Source organism: Frankia sp. ACN1ag (genome assembly GCF_001414035.1).
Classification (GTDB): domain Bacteria; phylum Actinomycetota; class Actinomycetes; order Frankiales; family Frankiaceae; genus Frankia; species Frankia torreyi.
The window spans coordinates 26,306-44,837 of sequence record NZ_LJPA01000039.1 but is presented as its reverse complement, the minus strand read 5'-3'; the positions used below and the strand labels follow the sequence as shown (position 1 = coordinate 44,837).

Sequence of the window (18,532 nt, the reverse complement as noted above, 5' to 3'; positions counted from 1 at the left end):
GGACATGACGCCGGAGAAGCCAAGCTCGGCGCCGACGCGCTCCCAGTCGAGGAACTCCTCCGGCCGCACCCAACGCTCCACCGGGTGGTGACGGGGCGTGGGCCGCAGATACTGGGTTACGGTGAGTAGTTCGCAGCCGGCTGTGCGCAGGTCCCGCATGGCCTCGTGGATCTCCTCGCCGGTCTCGCCGAGCCCGAGGATCAGGTTCGACTTCGTGACGAGGCCGGCCGTGCGAGCCTGGCGCAGCACGTCGAGGGAGCGCTCGTAGCGGAACGCCGGCCGGATGCGCTTGAAGATCCGCGGCACCGTCTCGAGGTTGTGCGCAAGGACCTCGGGGGCCGCACCGAAAACCTCGTCGAGCTGGTCGGCCCGCCCGCCGAAGTCGGGGATGAGCACCTCGACCCCGGTATCCGCGGACAGCGCGTGGACCTGGCGGACCGTCTCGGCGTACAGCCAGGAACCGCCGTCGGCCAGGTCGTCGCGGGCCACGCCGGTGACGGTTGCGTAGCGCAGCCCCATCGTGCGCACGGACTCCGCCACCCGCCGCGGCTCGTCGCGGTCCAGCGGTGTGGGGCGGCCCGAGTCGATCTGGCAGAAGTCGCACCGCCGGGTGCAGACGTCCCCGCCGATCAGGAAGGTCGCCTCGCGGTCCTCCCAGCACTCGTAGATGTTCGGGCAGCCGGCCTCCTCGCACACCGTGTGCAGCCCGGCAGCACGGACCAGCCCCTTGACGTCGGAGTACTCCGGGCCGGTGCGCATCCGGGTGCGGATCCACGGCGGCTTGCGCTCGATCGGCGTCTGCGCGTTGCGCGCCTCCAGGCGCAGCAGGGGGCGTCCCTCGGGGGCGACCGCGCTCATCCGACCAGCTCCATCCGCTCGGTCCCGGGTTGCGGCTGCGCCGGGGGCTCCTCGGCCGGCTCGACCCGCGCGGTGAGGCGATCGCCGAGGTTGCGCCCGCCGAGGTAGCGGGCGAGCACGGCCAGGGTGTGCCGTTCGACCACCGGCCGGGCCTCGGCGACGGTCACCGCCCGACCAAGCTCGGCGGACAGGCTCGTCACCCCGGCGTCGGTGATGCCACAGGGGACGATCTGCCCGAAGGCGCCCAGGTCCGACGAGCAGGTCAGCGCGAAGCCATGGGTGGTCACCGCCTGCCGGACCCGCACGCCGATCGCGGCAACCTTGCGCAGACCGTCCATCGTCCAGACGCCGCTGCGGCCGTCGACCCGGCGGGTCGCCAGCCCCAGCTCGGCGCAGGAGTCGATGAGGGCCTCCTCCAGGGCGCGCACGTAGGCGACGACGTCCAGTGGACGAGGCAGCTTGACGATCGGGTAGCCGACGAGCTGCCCCGGGCCATGCCAGGTGATCTTGCCGCCGCGGTCGACGTCGACGACCTCGGTGCCGTCCAGCGGTCGTTCGAAGGGCTGCGTCCGCCGGCCCGCGGTATAGACGCTGGGATGTTCCACCAGGATGAGTGTGTCGTCCACCTCGTCGGCCACCCGGGCCTCGGCGAGGGATCGTTGCATGTCCCACGCTTCGCGGTAGGGGACCACGGAAAGCCTCAGAACATCCACGCCATTCAGACTACGCGTGCGCCGGGTAGCAGGCGGGGTGTGACCGAGGTCTCGACCGCGGCGCCGTCGGGGCCGCGCTCGACCCGCCAGGCGTGCACGCCTGGCCGATCGGCGACGGCCTCGACCAGGTCGGTGCCGCGAAAGTGCAGCCCGACGCCGTCGTCGGTCGCCCAGCCGGCTGGCAGCGTCCCGTCGGCGACGAGACGCTGGTACAGCGGGCGGCGGCCCGGCTCGGAGTCGTAGTGCGGAGTGTTGCTGAACGGCAGCAGGCCCAGCCCGTTCGTGACCGGCCGCAGGTCCGGGCCGAACGAGTCGGTGGTGCCACCGACATGCCAGCACAGGGAGCCGGCCGAGACGCCGCCGAGGACGACGCCGGCCTCCCACGCCTGGCGCAGGATCTCGCCCAGCCCGTGCACCGCNCAGACCGCGAGCAGGTTCGCCACACTGCCCCCACCGACCCAGATCACGTCCTGGGCCAGCAGGTGGCCGCGGATGTCCGGGATGTTCGGCATGGGGAACAGCGCCAGGTGCGAGACCCGCACGTCGGGCCGGTCGCGGTTGAACGCGGCGTAGCCGCGGGCATAGGCGCCCTGGTCGTCGCCCAGCGCCGTCTGCAGCAGGCAGACCCGGGGCCGCGGGCCGGCCCCGGCCAGGTCGATCGCGTGCGTCAGGATCGGCCCGACCTTCGCGCCGTACCGGCCGTCGGGAAGGAAACCGCCGCTGGTGGCGAGGATCTGCACTCCGCTCTCCCCCTGGCTCGTCGGCCGGCGGCGCTGCCGTCCGGACCCGGTCTCGGGCGATTGTCCGCCATCCGCGCATCCGCGCCCTCGCGGGGGGCCGGACGTCGCCGTCAGGTTTCCGGCCGGGTCCGACAGGTCTGCCGCCCAGTCTCGCCCGGCGCCGGCCCGCACCCGTCGTGACCAGGCATGTCCTCACCCAGACCGGTGCGGGGCAGGACGCCGCCGCAGGAGTGATCGTAAAAAGTTATCCACAACCGGACGAAGAACAATGCAGAGTCGCCCCGATTGAGCCTAGCGTCGCTACCTGTGACCTTCACCGACGATTCCGCGGACAGGCCGGCACGGCGCGTCGGCGGGGCACCCGAGGTGCCGGGGGTGAGCGTGCGTTCCCGGCTGCGGGACGCGGGCTCCGGCGAGCTCTGGGCGGGTCAGTTCGACCAGTCCGGGATCGAGTGCGTCGTGCGCCGGGTGCGTCTCGCCCCCGACCCGGTGCTGCGCTCGGCGGCGGTCGCCGCGGCCCGCGCGCTGGCGGAGCTGGCGCACCCGCACATCAACCCCGTGGTGGCGGTGCTGCCCACGGCGGAGGGGTTGGCGCTGATCACCGAACCGGTCGTCGGCGCGATCAGCCTCGCCCGCCTGCTGGCGCTGCGCGGCGATCTGGATCCGGGCGAGGTCGTCACCGTCGGCCTGCCGGTCGCGCAGGCGCTGGCCGCCGCGCACGCGGTCGGCATCGTGCACGGCCGGCTCGAACGGGAGGACATCCTGCTGGAGCCGAACGGGCGCCCGGTCCTGACCGGCCTCGGGATCGCCGCGCTGGCCGACGCCGCAAGGGCCGATCCCCTTCCGCCCGAGGCGGCTTCGGCGGACGTGCACGACCTCGCCGATCTGCTGCTGGGGGCGATGCGGGAGGCGACGGGCCCGGATGCCGCCGCGGTCGCGGTGGCCGTCGCCACCGCCATGATCGACGATCCGCACCGGCGGCCGAGCGCCGCCGAGCTCGCCGCCGCGCTGGCCCGCAGCGCCACCCCCCTGCCCGTGCGGCTGCCCGGCGACGGCGAGCCGAGGACGGCCGTGCGCCCCGCGGAACCCTCACCCACGCAGACCCTGCCGCGGATTCCCCCGGCGGGCCGGACCCCTGCCGCCGAATCCCGGCCGCCCGGCGCGCGGCGCACCCCGGCCGGGCCGCCCGACCCACCCGGCTCGCCGCGCCGTCCACAGCCCCCCGCCGACGCGGTGGGCGTCCCGGAGCCCGGCGGACACGGACACGGGGACGGCGACGGCGACGGTCGGCCGCGGCTGCTGGCGGGTGCCCGCCTGAACCCGGGGCCGGACGGCACCCGCGACCCGCGCGACGGGCCGGGCCCCCATGACGACGCCGACCAGCCCCCTCCTGGCGGCCGCGCGCCCGGCCGGCCGACCAGCGGCGCCACCGCCGTCGACGCGGCGGAGCTGCTCGACTCCCTGCCCCCGCCCCCGCGGCGTTCGACGCCCGCCCGCCGGACGTCCCGTGTCGCGGGCAGGGGTGCCGGCACGACCCCGGCCGCGGTGGACCGAGCGAGCCCGGTGAAGGCGCCCCCGGAAGCGTCGCGGCCCGCCACCCGCCCGTCGCGGCCCGCCGCCCGCCCGTCGCGGCCCGCCGCCGGCGCGGCGGCCGGAGGATCCCGTGGGACCCACGGCCGGACCGGTGCTTCCGCGGCGCCTGGTTCTCCGCCGGGGGCGGCGGGTTCGTCGGGTCGGGCCGGGCGGGCGGGCGCCGGCCGTCGGCCGCGCCGCACGGGCGCCCGGCGGCGGCGCTGGCTGCTGCCGGTCACCGCGGGGCTGGGCCTGTTCGCCGTCGTGGTGGCCGTCGTGCTGCTCATGACGAGCCCGTCGGGGGACGGCACCAGCGATACCGCGGCGCCCGCGCCGCAGCCGGCGTCGCCGCCCGCGGCCGGCGTGCCCGGCCGGGACCCGACCGCCTCACCGGTGGCGAACCAGTCGCCCGAGCAGATCTGGCGTGCCGTGCTGGGCGCGCTCAACACCGCCCGCAGTGGGGCCTTCGAGCACGCCGACGAGTCCCTGCTGGGGCAGTCCGACGCCGCCGGCAGCCCCGCCTACAACGCGGACGTCACCCTCATGCGACAGGTCATCGCCCAGGGCGCGCACGCGTCGCCGCTGCACAGCGAGATCCTCGCGCTGCAGGTCCGCGACGAGCAGCCGAACCGCACGGTGCTGCGGGTGACCGAACGCCTGGCCGCCTACGACTACCTCGACGCCCGCGGCCAGCTTCTCGCCCACCAGCCGGCGAAGGACCCCCAGCGCCACGATCTCGTGCTGCTCCGCACGGGCTCCGGTTGGCGGGTCTCGGAGAGCATCCCCGTCGCGGGGAACTAGTTCAGGCGCCGTCGGTGAGGATCGCCCGCAGCGCGGTGTCGATGTCGGGGTGGGTGAACCGGAAGCCGGCTGCGGTCAGCACGGCGGGGGCCAACCGCTGGGAGGCGAGGACGCCCTCGTCGGCGAACTCGCCGAGGGCGGCGCGCAGGGCGAGGCGGGGTACCGCGGCGAACGCCGGGCGGTGCAGCGCCGACGCGAGCGCCGCGGTGAAGGCGGCGTTGGTGACGGGTTCGGGCGCGACCAGGTTCACCGGCCCGGCCACCGAGTCGTCGGCGAGCAGCAGGCGCAACGCCGCCACGTGGTCGGTGCAGCTGATCCAGCTCAGCCACTGGCGGCCCGATCCCAGCCGACCCCCGAGCCCCAGCCGGAACAGCGGGAGCTGGCGGCCGAGGCTGCCTCCGTGGCGGGAGAGCACGACCCCGGTCCGCAGCGTGACGACCCGGATGCCGGCCTCGCGGGCGGGCGTGGCCGCCGCCTCCCAGTCCTCGACGAGCCGGGCGAGGAACCCCGCGCCGGCGGGGGCGTTCTCGTCGAGCGGGCCGGCGTCGCCGCCCGCCGAGGTGCCGTACCAGCCGACGGCGCTGCCGGAGAGGAACGCCTGCGGGGGCGGGGTGAGGGTGGCGAGGGTGCGGGCGAGCAGGTCGGTGCCGGCGATCCGGCTGTCGCGCAGCAGGCGCTTGTAGTCGTCGGTCCAGCGGCGGTCGCCGATGCCCGCGCCGGCGAGGTGGACGACGGCGTCGGTGCCGGCGAGCGCCGCCGGGTCGAGCCGACCGGCGGCGGGATCCCACTGGATCTCGCCGCCGGTGCGGGGTGTCCGCCGGACCAGGGTGGTCACGGTGTGGCCGTCCCCGTGCAGGGCGGGGACGAGTGCTGAACCGATCAGTCCCGAGGCCCCGGTCACCACGATGCGCATGGTGACCATCGTGGCCGGTCGCCGCCTCGGATGCGAGGCGGCGACCGGGCCCGTGTCCGCTGCCGGCGCCTGGAGACTGGCGGCGTCCTGAGGCTGGCGGAGCCTAGAGGCCCAGGTCGGCCTCGAAGGCACCCTCCTCGAGCCGCCGCTTGATGAAGGTCAGGAAGCGGGCGGCGTCGGCCCCGTCGACGATGCGGTGGTCGTAGGTCAGCGACAGGTACACCGCCGACCGCACGGCGATGATCTCCCCGAGCTCCGGGTCGTCGATGACGGCGGGCTTCTTCGTCACGATCCCCGTGCCGAGGATGCCCACCTGCGGCTGGTTGATGATCGGCGTGTCGAACAGGGCGCCTCGGCTGCCCGTGTTCGTGAGGGTGAAGGTCCCCCCGCCGAGCTCGTCCGGGGAGATCTTGTTGGCCCGGGTCCGGCTGGCCAGATCGTCGATCTTGCGTGCGAGACCGGTGAGGTTGAGGTCACCGGCGCTGTGGATGACCGGCACGACCAGGCCGCGCTCGGAGTCCACGGCGATGCCGAGGTTCTCGTCGCCGTGGTAGGTGACCGTCCCCGCCTCGACGTCGAGGCTGGCGTTGAGCTGCGGGAACTCGCGCAGCGCCTCGCAGGTCGCCAGCGCGAAGAACGGCAGGAACGACAGCTTCAGTCCCTCGCGGGCCTGGAAGCCGGCCTTGGCCCGGTCCCGCAGCCGCGCGATGCGGGTGACGTCCACCTCGACGACGGTGGTGAGCTGGGCGCTGATCTGCAGCGACTCGACCATGCGCTTGGCGACCAGGGCGCGCAGCCGGGAGAGCTTCTCGGTGCGCCCACGGACCGGGGCGGGGGCGGAGGTGCCCGTGCCGGTCGTCGCCGGGGCGGCCGCAGCCGGGGCGGCCGGGGCCGCGGGGCGGGCCGGTGCCGACGGCGCGGCGGGAGCTGCCGGGGCGGCGGGGGCGGCGCCGGAGCGGGCCGCCTCCTGGATGTCCTGCTTGGTGATCCGGCCGCCGGGGCCCGAGCCGGTCACGTCGGCGAGGTCGACGCCCAGCTCGGCGGCCATCTTGCGGACCAGCGGCGTGACGTAGCGACCGATCCCGCCGTCGCCGTTGGAGGTGGCCACCGGGGCGGGTGCGGTCGGTGCCTGGGCGGGCACCGGGGCCGGCTCCGGCGCGCGGACCGGCGCCGGGGCGGGGGCCGGGGTGGGGGCCGGGGCGGGCGGGGGAGCCGCGGCGGCGGGCTTGGCCGGCTCGGGCTCGGGCTCAGGAGCGGGGGCGGGGGCGGGGGCCTCGGCGGGGGCGGCCGCGGCGGAACCGCCGCCGGAGCCGTCGTCGATGACCGCGAGCTCGACGCCGACCTCGACGGTCTCGTCCTCCGCGACCTTGATGGAGCTGATGACACCGGAGGCGGGGGCAGGAATCTCGGTGTCGACCTTGTCCGTGCTGACCTCGAGAAGCGGCTCGTCGGCCTCGACGCGCTCACCCTCCTGCTTCAGCCAACGGGTGACGGTTCCCTCGGAGACACTTTCCCCGAGCCGGGGCATCGTGACAGATACAGACATGCTGGAACGACTCCTTCGTCGCGTCCGGCATGCACCGCGCAAGCGGCCGGCCGGAGGCGCTCATGCTTTGGCGTGAACGTGAGTACCTGGGCGGGATCGGGCCGCGGGGCGAACCCGGTCGCGGACCGATCCCAGGGCGATCGCCCTAGCCGTGGACGTGAAGGGGCTTGCCGGCCAGCGCCAGGTGCGCCTCGCCGAGAGCCTCGGACAGGGTGGGGTGGGGGTGGATCAACTGGGCGACGTCGGAGGGGAACGCCTCCCAGTTCGTGATGAGCTGGGCCTCGGCGATGAGCTCGCCCACCCGGTCGCCGACCATGTGGACGCCGACCACCGCACCGTCGGGGACTGCGATCAACGTCACGGCACCGGCGGTCTTGAGGATCTGCGACTTGCCGTTGCCCGCCAGGTTGTAGGTGACGGTGCGGATGTCGCCGAAGCGCTCCCGGGCGGCCGCGGCGGTCAGCCCGACCGACGCCACCTCGGGGTGGGAGTAGGTGACCCGCGGGACGTTGTCGTAGTCGACCGGCACCGGGTTGAGCCCGGCGAGCTGCTCGGCGACGAAGATGCCCTCCGCGAACCCCACGTGGGCGAGCTGCAGGCCCGGCCGCAGGTCGCCGAGCGCGGACACGGTGGGGACGTTCGTGCGCAGGTTGCGGTCGACCAGGACGTAGCCGCGGTCGGTAGCGATGCCGACCTCCTCGTAGCCGAGGCCGGCCGAGACCGGTCCGCGGCCCACCGCGACGAGCAGCAGCTCGGCCTCGATGGTCGTGCCGCTCTCCAGCGACACGGTGACCCCGTGGTCGGTCGTCTTCACGCCGGCGAAGCGGGCGCCGAGGTGCTGTTTGATACCACGCTTGCGGAAGGCGCGCTCCAGCAGCTTGGAGCTGGACTCGTCCTCCAGCGGCACCAGATGCGGCAGCGCCTCGACGATCGTCACCTCGGCGCCGTAGGAGCGCCAGACCGAGGCGAACTCGCAGCCGATGGCGCCGGCCCCGAGGACCACGGCGGATGCCGGCACGTGGTCGAGGGTCAGGGCGTCGTCGCTGGTGATGACCTTGTCGTGGTCGATGTCCAGACCGGGCAGGGACTTCGAGTACGAGCCGGTGGCGAGCAGGACGTGCCGGCCGGTGATGACACGATCGCCGACCGTGACGGACGTCGGCGAGGTGAGCCGGCCGAATCCCTCGACCACCTCGATGCCGCGGGACTTGATCAGGCCGGTCAGCCCCTTGAACAGGCCGGCGATGACCGAGTCCTTGTAGGAGTTGACCTTCGCCATGTCGATGCCGTCGAAGGTGGAGCGGATCCCGAAGGATTCGCTCTCATTGATGTTGTCGACGATCTCCGCCGAATGCAGCAGCGCCTTGGTCGGGATGCAGCCTCGGTGCAGGCAGGTGCCGCCGAGCTTGTCCTTCTCGATCAGAACGACGCTCAGGTCGAGTTCCGCGGCGCGCAGCGCGGCGGCGTATCCGCCGCTGCCGCCACCGAGGATGACCAGGTCGACGGGACCGGCCGCTGAATCCGCCACGCCAGAGGTCCCTTCTCGTTGACTTCTATGGTTGTGCCGGTGATGCCGGAAGCGTGACCCGTACCCACCGGTGTCGCGTGCCCGCGACGCCGGTGACACGGCCGGCCGCGCCGGCGGCGGGCCGGGGACGCCGGCATCGGCGTGCCCTTCGGGCCGGCGTTTCAGGCCACGACTCGCCACACCACGTCGGTCCGAGCCCAGTCTTTCACGCCGTGGGGCCCCTTCCGCTCGGATGGGCGAGTGTGCTGCATCGCGCGGGGTGCGGCCGCTATCGACGCTCTGCCATTCTCCCGGTCGGTCAGTGGGCGGTTGGTCAGTGGGCGGTCGGTCGGCGATGGGTCAGCCGGAGATCGTGGGGCCGTGGCCCGACGACGTGCCGGCACGGTTCTCGGCGAGCTGGATGAGCGTGCGGACGATCACGCCGGTGCCGCCCTTGGGGGTGTGCCCATAGGGCTGCCCGCCGTTCCACGACGGACCGGCGATGTCGATGTGCGCCCAGCTCGCCTCGTCGGGCACGAAGTGGGCGAGGAAGTGCGCCGCGACCAGCATCCCGCCGTCCCGGCTGCCGCCGGGCGGGACGTTCGCGATGTCGGCGACCGTGGAGTCCAGCCCCTTGCGCAGCTCCGGCGGCAGCGGCATCGGCCAGACGCTCTCCCCGGTCGCGGCGGCGGCCGTCGTGACCGCCTCGACGGCGCCGTCGCGGCCCATCACCCCACTCGTGCGCTGGCCGAGCGAGACGATCTGGGCGCCGGTCAGCGTCGCGATGTCCACGATCAGGTCCGGTCCCTCCTCGGCCGCCCGCACGAGGGCGTCCGCGAGGACGAGCCGGCCCTCGGCGTCGGTGTTGAGCACCTCGACCCGGGTGCCGCCGCGCAGCGTCAGCACGTCCGAGGGGCGGATCGCCTCGCCCGACGGCATGTTCTCCGCGCAGGGCAGCCATCCGGTCACCGTGACCGGCAGCCGCAGGCGCGCCGCGGCGACGACCGTGGCGAGGACCGCGGCCGCGCCCGCCATGTCCGTCTTCATCCACTCCATCGCCGTCGGGGGCTTCAGCGACAGGCCGCCGGAGTCGAAGGTGATGCCCTTGCCGACCAGCGCGAGCGCCGGGCCCTCGCCGCCGCGCCACTCGAGGCGGATCAGCCGGGGCGGGTTGGCGGAACCCTGCCCGACCCCGATGATCCCGCCGAAGCCGCCCTCGGCCAGCGCCACCTCGTCGAGAACCTCGACGGTGACGCCGGCGGCGCTTGCCTTCTCGACGGCGACGTCGGCGAGCAGAGCGGGGGAGAGGTGGCTCGGCGGGGTGTTCACCAGGTCCCGGACCAGGACGACCGCCTCGGCGACGACCACGGCACGGTCGATCTCTCCCTGCGCGAGCGGCAGGGACCTGTCGTCCACGAGGAGCGTCAGCGCGCCGACGGGGGTGGGCAGGCCCTTCGCCGAGGTGGTGCGCAGGCGGTCGAAGGAGTAGGCGCCGAGCAGCGCGCCCTCGGCCACCGCCCGGACCGACTCCGCGGTGATCGCGCCGGGCGCGGCGGCCAGGGCCAGCGCCACGGATCCGGTCCCGGCCAGCGCCCGCACCGCCGTGCCCGCCGCGCGGCGCAGCACCTCCGCGTCCAGGGGGGCGTCCACCGGGGCGTCCACCGAGGCGGACAGGGGAGCGGACGCGGACGCCAGCGGGCCGAGCCCGACCGCGAGGACGGTCGCCGCCGGCAGCGCCCCCAGGGTCGCGAAGCGAACGGTCTCGCCGGCCTTCCCCGTCGCGCCAAGCGAGGTGAGCACCGCGGCAAGCCGGCCGCCGAGCGCCGCGTCCACCTCGGCGGCGCCACCGGCCACCAGAAGGCCGTTCTCGCCCGACGCGGTGCCGATCACCACCGCATCCGCCTCGAGATCGACTAGAGCTGCTGAGCTGGGCGCGATGCTGGTCATGCGGTGAGCGTATTGAACGACAAGCCCGGTGGACGACCCTCCGGGCGCCGCGATCGGTCCTTCGCCGCTCCTTCGTCGTTCCATCGCCGCTCATGCCGATCCGGATCGCGGCGGCACTAGGCTGTCCGCCATGGCAGACCTGCGTCGATCTCCGTTGTACGGCCGTCATGTCGATCTTGGCGCGAAGATGGCCGGCTTCGGGGGCTGGGAGATGCCGATCGAATACGCCGGGCGCGGAGTGCTCGCCGAGCACTCCGCGGTCCGTGGCGCGGTCGGAATCTTCGACGTCAGCCATCTCGGTAAGGCCGAGGTGACCGGCGCGGGCGCCGCCGCGTTCGTCAACGCCTGCCTGAGCAACGACCTGGGCCGGATCTCCGCCGGGCAGGCTCAGTACACGTTGTGCTGCGCTGAGGACGGTGGGGTCGTCGACGACCTGATCGCCTACCTCTTCTCCGCCGAGCGGGTCCTGCTCGTTCCCAATGCCGCGAACAACGCCGAGGTCGTCGCCCGCCTCGCCGAGGCCGCCCCCGCGGGCGTGTCCGTCACCGATCGGCACACCGGGTTCGGGGTGCTCGCGGTGCAGGGCCCCGCGGCCCCGACCCTGGTGGCGGCCCTCGGCCTGCCCACCGACGGGGCGTACATGAGCTTCGTCGAGGCGGAGTGGAAGGGCCACCCGGTGATCGTCTGCCGGTCCGGTTACACCGGCGAGCGAGGCTATGAGCTACTGCCTCGCTGGGACGACACGCCTGCGTTGTGGGACGCGCTGTTCGCCGCGGGGGAGGCGCTCGGCGCGTCGCCCGTCGGTCTCGGCGCCCGCGACACCCTGCGCACGGAGATGGGTTACCCGCTGCACGGCCAGGATCTGTCGCGGGAGATCACGCCGGTGCAGGCCCGGTCCGGGTGGGCGGTCGGCTGGGGCAAGGAACGGTTCTGGGGCCGGGAGGCGCTGCTCGCCGAGCGGGCCGCCGGGGCCGCGCGCCTGCTGTGGGGGCTGACGTCGACCGGGCGGGCCATTCCGCGGCCGCACATGCCCGTGACCACGGCAGGCGGCGAACCGGTCGGCGAGGTCACCAGCGGCACCTTCTCCCCGACGCTGCGCCAGGGCATCGGCCTGGCACTGCTGGGCCGCGGCGTCAACGAGGGCGACACCGTGAACGTCGACGTCCGCGGCCGCCCGAGCCCCATGACGGTCGTCCGACCCCCCTTCGTCCAGTCCTCCCCCCGGTAGCGACCGCGGTCTGCCGCTACCGCTGGTGCCCCAGGAAGTGCACCGCGGGGGTCGGCAGGGTCATGGCCATGATGATCAGGGTCACCATGGTGGTGAGCTCGATGATCGCGCCGAGCATGTCGCCGGTCAGGCCGCTGAAGCGGCTGATCAGATAGCGGCGCAGGGCCACCGAGAAGGCGGTTCCGAGGCAGACGGCGACGACGGCGCGCACGGCTCGGCTGACATCCCCGCCGTCGAAGTCGAGGCGGCCGGCCAGCGCCGCCACCGCGCAGACGCCGATGACGGCGAGCACCGCGTCCCGCGTGCGCACGGTGCCGGCCACGAGCGCGCCGAGGCCGTCCGGATGGGCGGGCGGGGTGTGCCCGGTGCAGGCGAGGGTCGCGGCGAGCCGCCCGGTCATGACGGCGACGAGGATCGAGACCGTGCCGCGGTGCACGGTGATGGCGGCGCTGAGCGCCACGACCTGCAGCAGCACGACGAACACGACGCTGACGACGCCAAAAGCACCGATCGTCGACTCGCGCATGATCTCCAGGGCGCGGTCCCGCCCGCGCACCCGCCGCGCGCCGAGGCCGTCGCCGAGATCGGCCAGGCCGTCGAGGTGCAGGCCCCGGCTGGCCAGCGCGAGGATGGCGATGCCGACCGCGGCGGGCAGCAGGCTCTGGTTGCGGTGGCCGGGCGTCCCGGTCGTGACCCGCAGGGCGACCACGACCACGGCGGTGACCAGCCCGAGGACCAGGCCGACCAGGGGAGCCAGCGCCATGGCGCGGCCGGCCAGACGCCGGTCGAGCCGCTCCGGCCCGCGCAGGGGGAGCGCTGTGAGCAGCGTGAACGCGGTTCTCGCCGCCACCATCACGTGACGTCGACCGCCGCGCCGTCGGTGGCGTCGAGGCCGCCGACGGCCTCGGACTTGCCGCTCACGCCGGCCTGGTCGAACGTCGCCATCTCCGCCAGCGTCGCCTGCGCGGCGCGCACCAACGGCACCGCCAGCAGGGCCCCGGTGCCCTCGCCCAGACGCAGCCCGGCGTCGATCAGCGGCGTGAGCCCGAGCGCGCCCAGCGCGATCGCCTGCGCCGGTTCGGGGGAGCGGGTGCCCGCCACCCACCACTGCCGGGCGCCCGGCGCGATGCGTTCGGCCGCCAGCGCCGCGGCGCAGACGATCACGCCGTCGAGGACGACCGGGGTCCGTCGCACGGCGGCCTGCACCAGCAGGCCGGCGAGCGCCAGCAGGTCCGCCCCGCCGACGACCCGCAGCATCGACAGCGCGTTGCCGGCGAACGGCCGCCCGCGTCGCATGGCATCCCGGATCGCGGCCGTCTTCACCATCCAGCGCCGGTCGTCGATGCCCGTGCCGCGCCCGACCACCTCGATGGGCTCGCGGTCGCACAGCAGCGCGACGATGGTCGCCGCGGGGGTGGTGTTCCCGATCCCCATCTCCCCGGGGACGAGCAGATCCGCACCCGCGTCGATCTCCTCGTCCGCGATGAGCCGGCCGACGGCGAACGCCCGCTCGGCCTCGGCCACGCTCAACGCGTCCGTCCGGTCGATCCGTCCGCTCGAGCGCCGCACCCGGTAACGGTCGGGCGGCGCGGTGCCGTCGACTCCGCCCACGGTCGTGGGCCGCGGGCTGTCCACGGCGACGTCGACGACCCGCACGGCGGCCCCGACCTGGCGGGCGAGGACGTTGACCGCCGCCCCGCCGGCGGCGAAGTTCGCCACCATCTGGGCTGTCACATCGCTGGGGAACGCGGACACGCCGAGCTCGGCGATGCCGTGGTCGCCGGCGATCACGATCGCCCGGACCCGCTCGAAGGGCCGCGGGGGACAGGTCCCCTGCACGCCGGCGAGCCAGATCGACAGCTCCTCGAGCCGGCCGAGCGCGCCCGGCGGCTTGGTCAGCTCGCCCTGCCGGCGCCGGGCCGCCGCCATCGCGTCGCTGTCCAACACCGGGACGACGGGAACGACGCTGCTAGCGTCACGGGAATCCACGAGGTCCTTACTACCTGATCGGTCTGGGGGAGCTGGCACCCCGTCTCCCCCGCGGCAGGCCGCGCCGACGCGCGGCGGGACGGCGCCGAGCGGGCGGCGACCCGAGGCCGAGGCGGACGGACCGTCCCCGGGCGGCCACGCAGCAGCGGCGGAGGATGCGGGTAGCGGAGTCGATCGGATACGTTGCGACATGTGTCGTTCCCGGTTGATCCGTCCTCGGATCGGATTCGGGCACCCGGCTCGGGGCCGGCCGGCGGTGGGCCGCCGGTACAGCGCGAACGGCGGGTGTTTCTGAGCCATACCGCGGAGCTGCGCCGGTTTCCGCGGGAGCGATCGTTCGTCGCCGCCGCCGAGCGGGCCGTCGCGCTGGCGGGCGACCGGGTGATCGACATGGAGTACTTCGGCGCCCGGGACGCCGATCCGGCCGACTTCTGCGTGCGGACGGTCCTTTCCTCCGACGTCTATCTGGGGCTCATCGGCTTTCGTTACGGCTCGCTGGTGACCGGCCGGCCCGAGACGTCCTACACCGAGCTGGAGTTCGACACGGCCACCCGGGCCGGAATGCCCCGCCTGGTGTTCCTGCTGGACTATCTCGCCGAGGTTCCGTTCGGTGAGTTCGTCGACGAGAGCCATGCGGAACGCCAGAAGGCGTTCCGCAGTCGGCTGCGCGAGTCCGGCATCATCACGGCCGATTTCCGCGGTGCCGGCGATCTGGAGACGGCCGTCCTCGACGCCCTGGTGAAGCTGCGGGAGAGCCAGCGCCGGGCGGTCGACCTCAGTGGTGGCGACTCGACCGCGGCCGGCGGCGGCGCACCGGTCGCGGGCGCCGGTCGGCCACGCAGGCCGTGGATGCTGCCCGGCGACCGGGACGACTTTGTGCCCCGCCCCGCGCTCACCGCGGTCGTGCTCGCCGAGGTGCTCGCGAGTGCGGCGGGCGCGGCCCGGCTCGGCGCCGTCCGGGAGCCCATCGTGCTGCACGGCACCGGCGGGATGGGGAAGACCACGCTGACCCGCGGGGTCTGCCGGCAACCGGAGATCGCCGAAACGTTCGGCGGCGGGCTGCTCTGGGTCACGATCGGGGAGACGCTGGACGGCGCCCGGCTCGCGGAACGGATCAACGATCTCAGTGAGGCGCTCAGCGGCGTCCGGCCGACCCTCGCCGATCCGGAGCAGGCCGGCTTCCACCTCGGGACGCTGCTTGGTGACGAGTCCCGGCTACTGGTCGTCGACGACGTGTGGAACCCCGCCCAGTTGCAGCCGTTTCTGCTGGGTGGGGCGGGTACCGTCCGGCTCGTCACCACCCGGCTGCGTGACCTCGTGCCCCGGGCACGGATGATCGAGATTCCGGCGATGCTCCCCACCGAGGCCATGACACTGCTGCTGCGCGACCTCGACATGCAGGCGCCGGAGGCGGCCGAACGGCTGCTGGGGGTGACCGGGCGCTGGCCGGTGCTGCTGCGCCTGGTCAACCGCGCGCTCGTGCGGCATGTCCGCGACGGCATGAGCCTGACCCGGGCCGCCGAGCGGGTGCTGCGCCGGATGCGCCGGCGCGGCCCGACCGGGCTCGACGTCAGCCGGGCCGCGCAGCGCACCGAGGCGGTCGAGGCCACCCTGGCGGCGAGTCTCGGCCTGCTGACCGGGCACCGTCTGGAGCGTTACCTGGAACTCGCGGTCTTCCCCGAGGACGTCGAGATCCCGCGCCGGGTGCTCGACGCCTACTGGGGGGCCACCGGCGATCTCGATCCGGACGAGGTCGACGACCTCTGCCAGGAGCTGGCGGACCTCTCCCTGGTCGTCGCCTACCGCAGGTCGCCGCCCGCGCTGCTGCTGCAGGACGTGCTGCGCACCTACTTGCGGGTCCGGGTCGGCGAGGACCGGCTGCGCGAGTTCGAGGCCGTGCTCTGCGACGCGCTGCGCGACACCTTCCTGCCCGCCCTGCCCGCCCTGCCCGCCCTGCCCGCTTCGGCCGCCTCGGCGACGGTGCCGCCGGCGGTCCTGGCCGTGGCGCCGGGCGAGCCGTGGTGGCTGCTGCCGGAGTCCGCCGACTACGCGTGGACCCACCTCGTCGGCCATCTCGTCGGTGCGGGCCGGACGGCCGAGGTCGCCGCGCTGGTCCGGGATCTGCGCTGGACCCTGGCCAAGCTGCAACGCCCGCAGCTCGGCCCGGTCGCTGTCCAGGCCGACCTCGCCCTGGCGGCGACCGTCCTACCGGACGAGCCGGTGCTGGCCGCGCTGCGCCGCGCCGTCCTGCGTAACGCCCACCTGCTCGGCCCGACCGACCCGCCGGCCTCCCTCGGCGCGGTCCTGACCAGTCGCCTCGACGGCAGCCCGGAACTGGACGACGCCCGGTCCGCCCTCGCGGCCCACGTCGCCCGGCCCCGGCTGACCAACCGATGGTCGCGACCCGACCAGCCGCATCCGGCCCTGCGCCGCACCTTCGCCGGGCATCGGCGCTGGGTGGACGGGCTCGCCGTCGCCCCTGACGGGCGGTCGCTGGCCTCCACCGGCGGTGACGGCGCCATCCGGCTGTGGGAGGTGCCCGACGGGCGTGGCCAGGCCGTCCTGGCCGGGCACGACGGCGACGTGTCCGCCTGCGCGTTCGCCCCGGACGGCCGGGCGCTCGTCTCCGCGGGAGCGGACGGGACGGTGCGGATCTGGGCGGTGCCGAGGCGGTGGGACGACGGTTCCCCGGTCCGCGCGGACGGCGCCTGGCCCGCCGGCCCGGCGGTCGGCCCGGGTCGACCGGCCGCGCCGCGGGTGTTGCGGGGCCATCACGGCGAGGCCACCGCCTGCATGTTCAGCCCGGACGGCGCCCGCGTCCTGTCCGTCGGCGCGGACGGGACCCTGCGCGGGTGGGATGCCTTCGACGGGGAGCCGCTGCTGACCGTGACCCTGGCGGACGCGCCGTTGCGATGCTGCGTCGTGGCTCCGGCCGGCGACTGGCTCGCCGTCGCCGGGGACGATGGCGTGGTCCGGATCTGCGATCCGTTGACCGGCCGCCAGACGACGACCCTGACCGGTCACGTCGGGCCCGTTCTGTCGCTGACGGTCGCGCCGGACGGCACCTGGCTGGGTTCGGCGGGCCGCGACGGCACGTTGCGCCGCTGGACGATGCCCGCCGGCCGCCAGATCGGTCTGATCCGGGAGGACTCCGGGGCGATCCACGCCGCCGCGGTCGACCGGGCCGGCCGGCTGCTGGTGACGACGAGCCGGGAGGGCGTGATCCGGCTGTGGGACGCGCCGACCGGTAGGCACCGGGCCGACCTGTCCGGGGCGGTCGCCAGCCGGGCCTGTGTCCTCGCGCCGGACGGAACGTGGGTGGCCGCCGGCGGCCGGTACGGCGCGATCCGGTTGTGGGCCACCGACGTCGACCTGCCGAAACCGTCCGTCGGCGGGCGGGACGGACCGATGCGGGGCTGCGCCGTCGTCGCCCCCCGCGGCGGCGAGAGCGCCTCCCTGGTCGTCGCCTACACCGACGACGGCACCGCCGTCTGGGATCTGGACACCGGCGAGCGCACCGGCGTCGCGATCGGCGGCGTCGCGGACCGGGTTCGCGGCGCCGAGGCCGGTCCCGACGGCGCCTGGGTGCTCGTCCCCGCGGACCTCACCGCGCTGCGCCGCTGGGATCCGGTGACGGGCGCCGTCCTGGGGACGCTGACGGCCGACGCCGAGATCACCGGCTTTGCCCTCGACCCCACCGGCTCCTGGGCCGTCGCCGCCTGTCGGGACGGCACGCTGCCGCGCTGGGACGTCATGACCGGACACCCGCTGCCGCCGCTGGCCGCCCCTCCCGCCCCGACCGACGTGTCGGGCCCACCCGTGCCCCGGGGTGCCGTCGAGGCCTGTGCCGTCAGTCCGGACGGACGCTGGGTCGCCGCGGGGGGAGAGGGCCGGACCGTGCGGCTGTGGGAGGTCGCGACAGGGCGGCTGCGCCGTGAGCTCGCCGGGCACACCGACGGCGTCCTCGGCGTCGCGTTCTCACCCGACGGTGGGTTGCTGGCCTCCGCCGCGGCCGATCACACCGTGCGGGTCTGGCTGGTCGGCGACGGCGCGTCCGTCGCGACGCTGACCGGCCATCAGCACACCGTGCGCTCGGCGCGGTTCTCACCGGACGGGGCCTGGCTGGCCACGGCGGGCGGCGACGGCGCGCTGCTGGTCTGGGACACGACGAGCTGGACGTGCGCCGCCGTGATGCGCTTCGACGGCGGGGCCCGGGACTGCGTCTGGCTGCCTCCCGAGCTGGGCGGCGGCATCATCCTGGCCTGCTCGGCCGGCCTGCACCGCTACGACCTCGACCTCTGACCACCGGGTTCTGCGGGACCTTCGCGATACCTTCCAGGTCGCTACACGGGCCTCGACCAGGGATGATGCTCGGTGACCGCCGAGTCGGCGCCATCGTTCGCCGTGTCGAACGTGCGTTCCGAACCTCGGGTAGGTCTGGACGGTCCGAACCATCTGGTGACCGTGACCGTGGGGGCGTGGTCTGGTCGACGGTTTCTGTTCTGCCTCGGCACCGTCGCGACCCTCGGTATCCGCCTCGGCGTCTCGACATGTGGCGGTTCTCGTCAGCTGGTGTACGGATTCCTCAAGGTCATGGGTGTGCGCGCCATGTCGAGTGCCGGCTGGGGGAAGCGGGGGCCTGCCGTGTAGGAGCGGGCCCGGGTTCGACCGACCGATGCCAGGACTCCGGCGGTGGTGAGGTCGCGGAGGTCGCGCCG

12 protein-coding genes and 2 pseudogenes are annotated in these 18,532 nt (G+C 74.7%); 3 read left to right on the top strand and 11 right to left on the bottom strand.

Going from position 1 to position 18,532, the window contains the following annotated elements; all coding sequences use genetic code 11:
- The 4 genes and pseudogenes from UK82_RS26145 to UK82_RS40265 form a co-directional block, all read right to left on the bottom strand.
- A partial coding sequence (locus tag UK82_RS26145) for a lipoyl synthase (RefSeq protein WP_236706460.1) occupies positions 1-858 on the bottom strand: 858 nt, incomplete at its 3' end.
- Positions 855-1,523 carry a lipoyl(octanoyl) transferase LipB gene (lipB, locus tag UK82_RS26140; RefSeq protein ID WP_236706459.1) on the bottom strand — a complete coding sequence of 223 codons (669 nt, stop codon included), beginning with the start codon at positions 1,521-1,523 and terminating at the stop codon, positions 855-857. The genes UK82_RS26145 and lipB, both read right to left, overlap by 4 nt.
- Positions 1,524-1,576: 53 nt before the next feature.
- Positions 1,577-1,990, bottom strand: a pseudogene (locus tag UK82_RS40270) (Type 1 glutamine amidotransferase-like domain-containing protein); the annotation flags it as partial.
- Between the two features lies 1 nt (position 1,991).
- On the bottom strand, positions 1,992-2,311 hold a 320-nt coding region (locus UK82_RS40265), incomplete at its 3' end, for a Type 1 glutamine amidotransferase-like domain-containing protein (RefSeq protein ID WP_236706458.1).
- Positions 2,312-2,686: 375 nt separating this feature from the next.
- Between UK82_RS40265 and UK82_RS26130 the strand changes: the two genes are divergently transcribed.
- The gene (locus UK82_RS26130) at positions 2,687-4,684 is read left to right on the top strand and encodes a serine/threonine protein kinase (RefSeq protein ID WP_236706457.1); all 1,998 of its coding nucleotides are present in this window, start codon (positions 2,687-2,689) and stop codon (positions 4,682-4,684) included.
- Between the two features lies 1 nt (position 4,685).
- Here UK82_RS26130 and UK82_RS26125 read toward each other — a convergent pair whose 3' ends face one another.
- The 4 genes from UK82_RS26125 to UK82_RS26110 all read right to left on the bottom strand — a co-directional run bounded on the left by UK82_RS26125 (position 4,686) and on the right by UK82_RS26110 (position 10,597).
- Entirely contained in the window at positions 4,686-5,597 is a 912-nt protein-coding gene (locus UK82_RS26125; protein WP_044887544.1) for a TIGR01777 family oxidoreductase, read from the bottom strand.
- Between the two features lie 103 nt (positions 5,598-5,700).
- Positions 5,701-7,143, bottom strand: coding sequence for a 2-oxoglutarate dehydrogenase, E2 component, dihydrolipoamide succinyltransferase (gene sucB, locus UK82_RS26120; protein ID WP_055409929.1), 1,443 nt, complete (start codon positions 7,141-7,143; stop codon positions 5,701-5,703).
- Positions 7,144-7,288: 145 nt separating this feature from the next.
- Positions 7,289-8,671, bottom strand: a complete 1,383-nt coding sequence (gene lpdA, locus UK82_RS26115) for a dihydrolipoyl dehydrogenase (RefSeq protein WP_044888267.1) — start codon at positions 8,669-8,671, stop codon at positions 7,289-7,291.
- A gap of 339 nt (positions 8,672-9,010) precedes the next feature.
- Positions 9,011-10,597 (bottom strand): leucyl aminopeptidase, encoded by a 1,587-nt coding sequence (locus UK82_RS26110; protein WP_044888266.1) that lies wholly within the window; start codon positions 10,595-10,597, stop codon positions 9,011-9,013.
- Between the two features lie 130 nt (positions 10,598-10,727).
- Here UK82_RS26110 and gcvT point away from each other — a divergent pair, with 130 nt between their 5' ends.
- The gene (gene gcvT / locus UK82_RS26105; protein ID WP_044888265.1) at positions 10,728-11,825 is read left to right on the top strand and encodes a glycine cleavage system aminomethyltransferase GcvT; all 1,098 of its coding nucleotides are present in this window, start codon (positions 10,728-10,730) and stop codon (positions 11,823-11,825) included.
- Positions 11,826-11,841: 16 nt separating this feature from the next.
- Here the strand turns inward: gcvT and UK82_RS26100 are convergent, their stop codons facing one another.
- Positions 11,842-12,678: an adenosylcobinamide-GDP ribazoletransferase gene (locus UK82_RS26100; RefSeq protein WP_044888264.1), complete on the bottom strand. Its 837-nt coding sequence runs from the start codon at positions 12,676-12,678 to the stop codon at positions 11,842-11,844.
- A complete protein-coding gene (cobT, locus tag UK82_RS26095) occupies positions 12,678-13,814 on the bottom strand; it encodes a nicotinate-nucleotide--dimethylbenzimidazole phosphoribosyltransferase (protein ID WP_044888263.1) in 1,137 nt (378 codons plus the stop codon). The genes UK82_RS26100 and cobT overlap by 1 nt, the downstream gene beginning before the upstream one ends.
- A 285-nt stretch (positions 13,815-14,099) precedes the next feature.
- Here cobT and UK82_RS26090 point away from each other — a divergent pair, with 285 nt between their 5' ends.
- Positions 14,100-18,116, top strand: coding sequence for a DUF4062 domain-containing protein (locus tag UK82_RS26090; protein WP_055409949.1), 4,017 nt, complete (start codon positions 14,100-14,102; stop codon positions 18,114-18,116).
- Between the two features lie 263 nt (positions 18,117-18,379).
- On the opposite strand, the pseudogene UK82_RS43400 reads toward UK82_RS26090, so the two are convergent.
- Positions 18,380-18,532, bottom strand: a pseudogene (locus UK82_RS43400) (Fic family protein); the annotation flags it as partial.

Bases quoted from the DNA above. Each gene is read 5' to 3' on its own strand.
- gcvT (WP_044888265.1), top strand. From the start codon at position 10,728: ATGGCAGACCTGCGTCGATCTCCGTTGTACGGCCGTCATGTCGATCTT.
- sucB (WP_055409929.1), bottom strand. From the start codon at position 7,143: ATGTCTGTATCTGTCACGATGCCCCGGCTCGGGGAAAGTGTCTCCGAG.
- UK82_RS26125 (WP_044887544.1), bottom strand. From the start codon at position 5,597: ATGCGCATCGTGGTGACCGGGGCCTCGGGACTGATCGGTTCAGCACTC.
- UK82_RS26100 (WP_044888264.1), bottom strand. From the start codon at position 12,678: ATGGTGGCGGCGAGAACCGCGTTCACGCTGCTCACAGCGCTCCCCCTG.
- UK82_RS26110 (WP_044888266.1), bottom strand. From the start codon at position 10,597: ATGACCAGCATCGCGCCCAGCTCAGCAGCTCTAGTCGATCTCGAGGCG.
- lipB (WP_236706459.1), bottom strand. From the start codon at position 1,523: ATGCAACGATCCCTCGCCGAGGCCCGGGTGGCCGACGAGGTGGACGAC.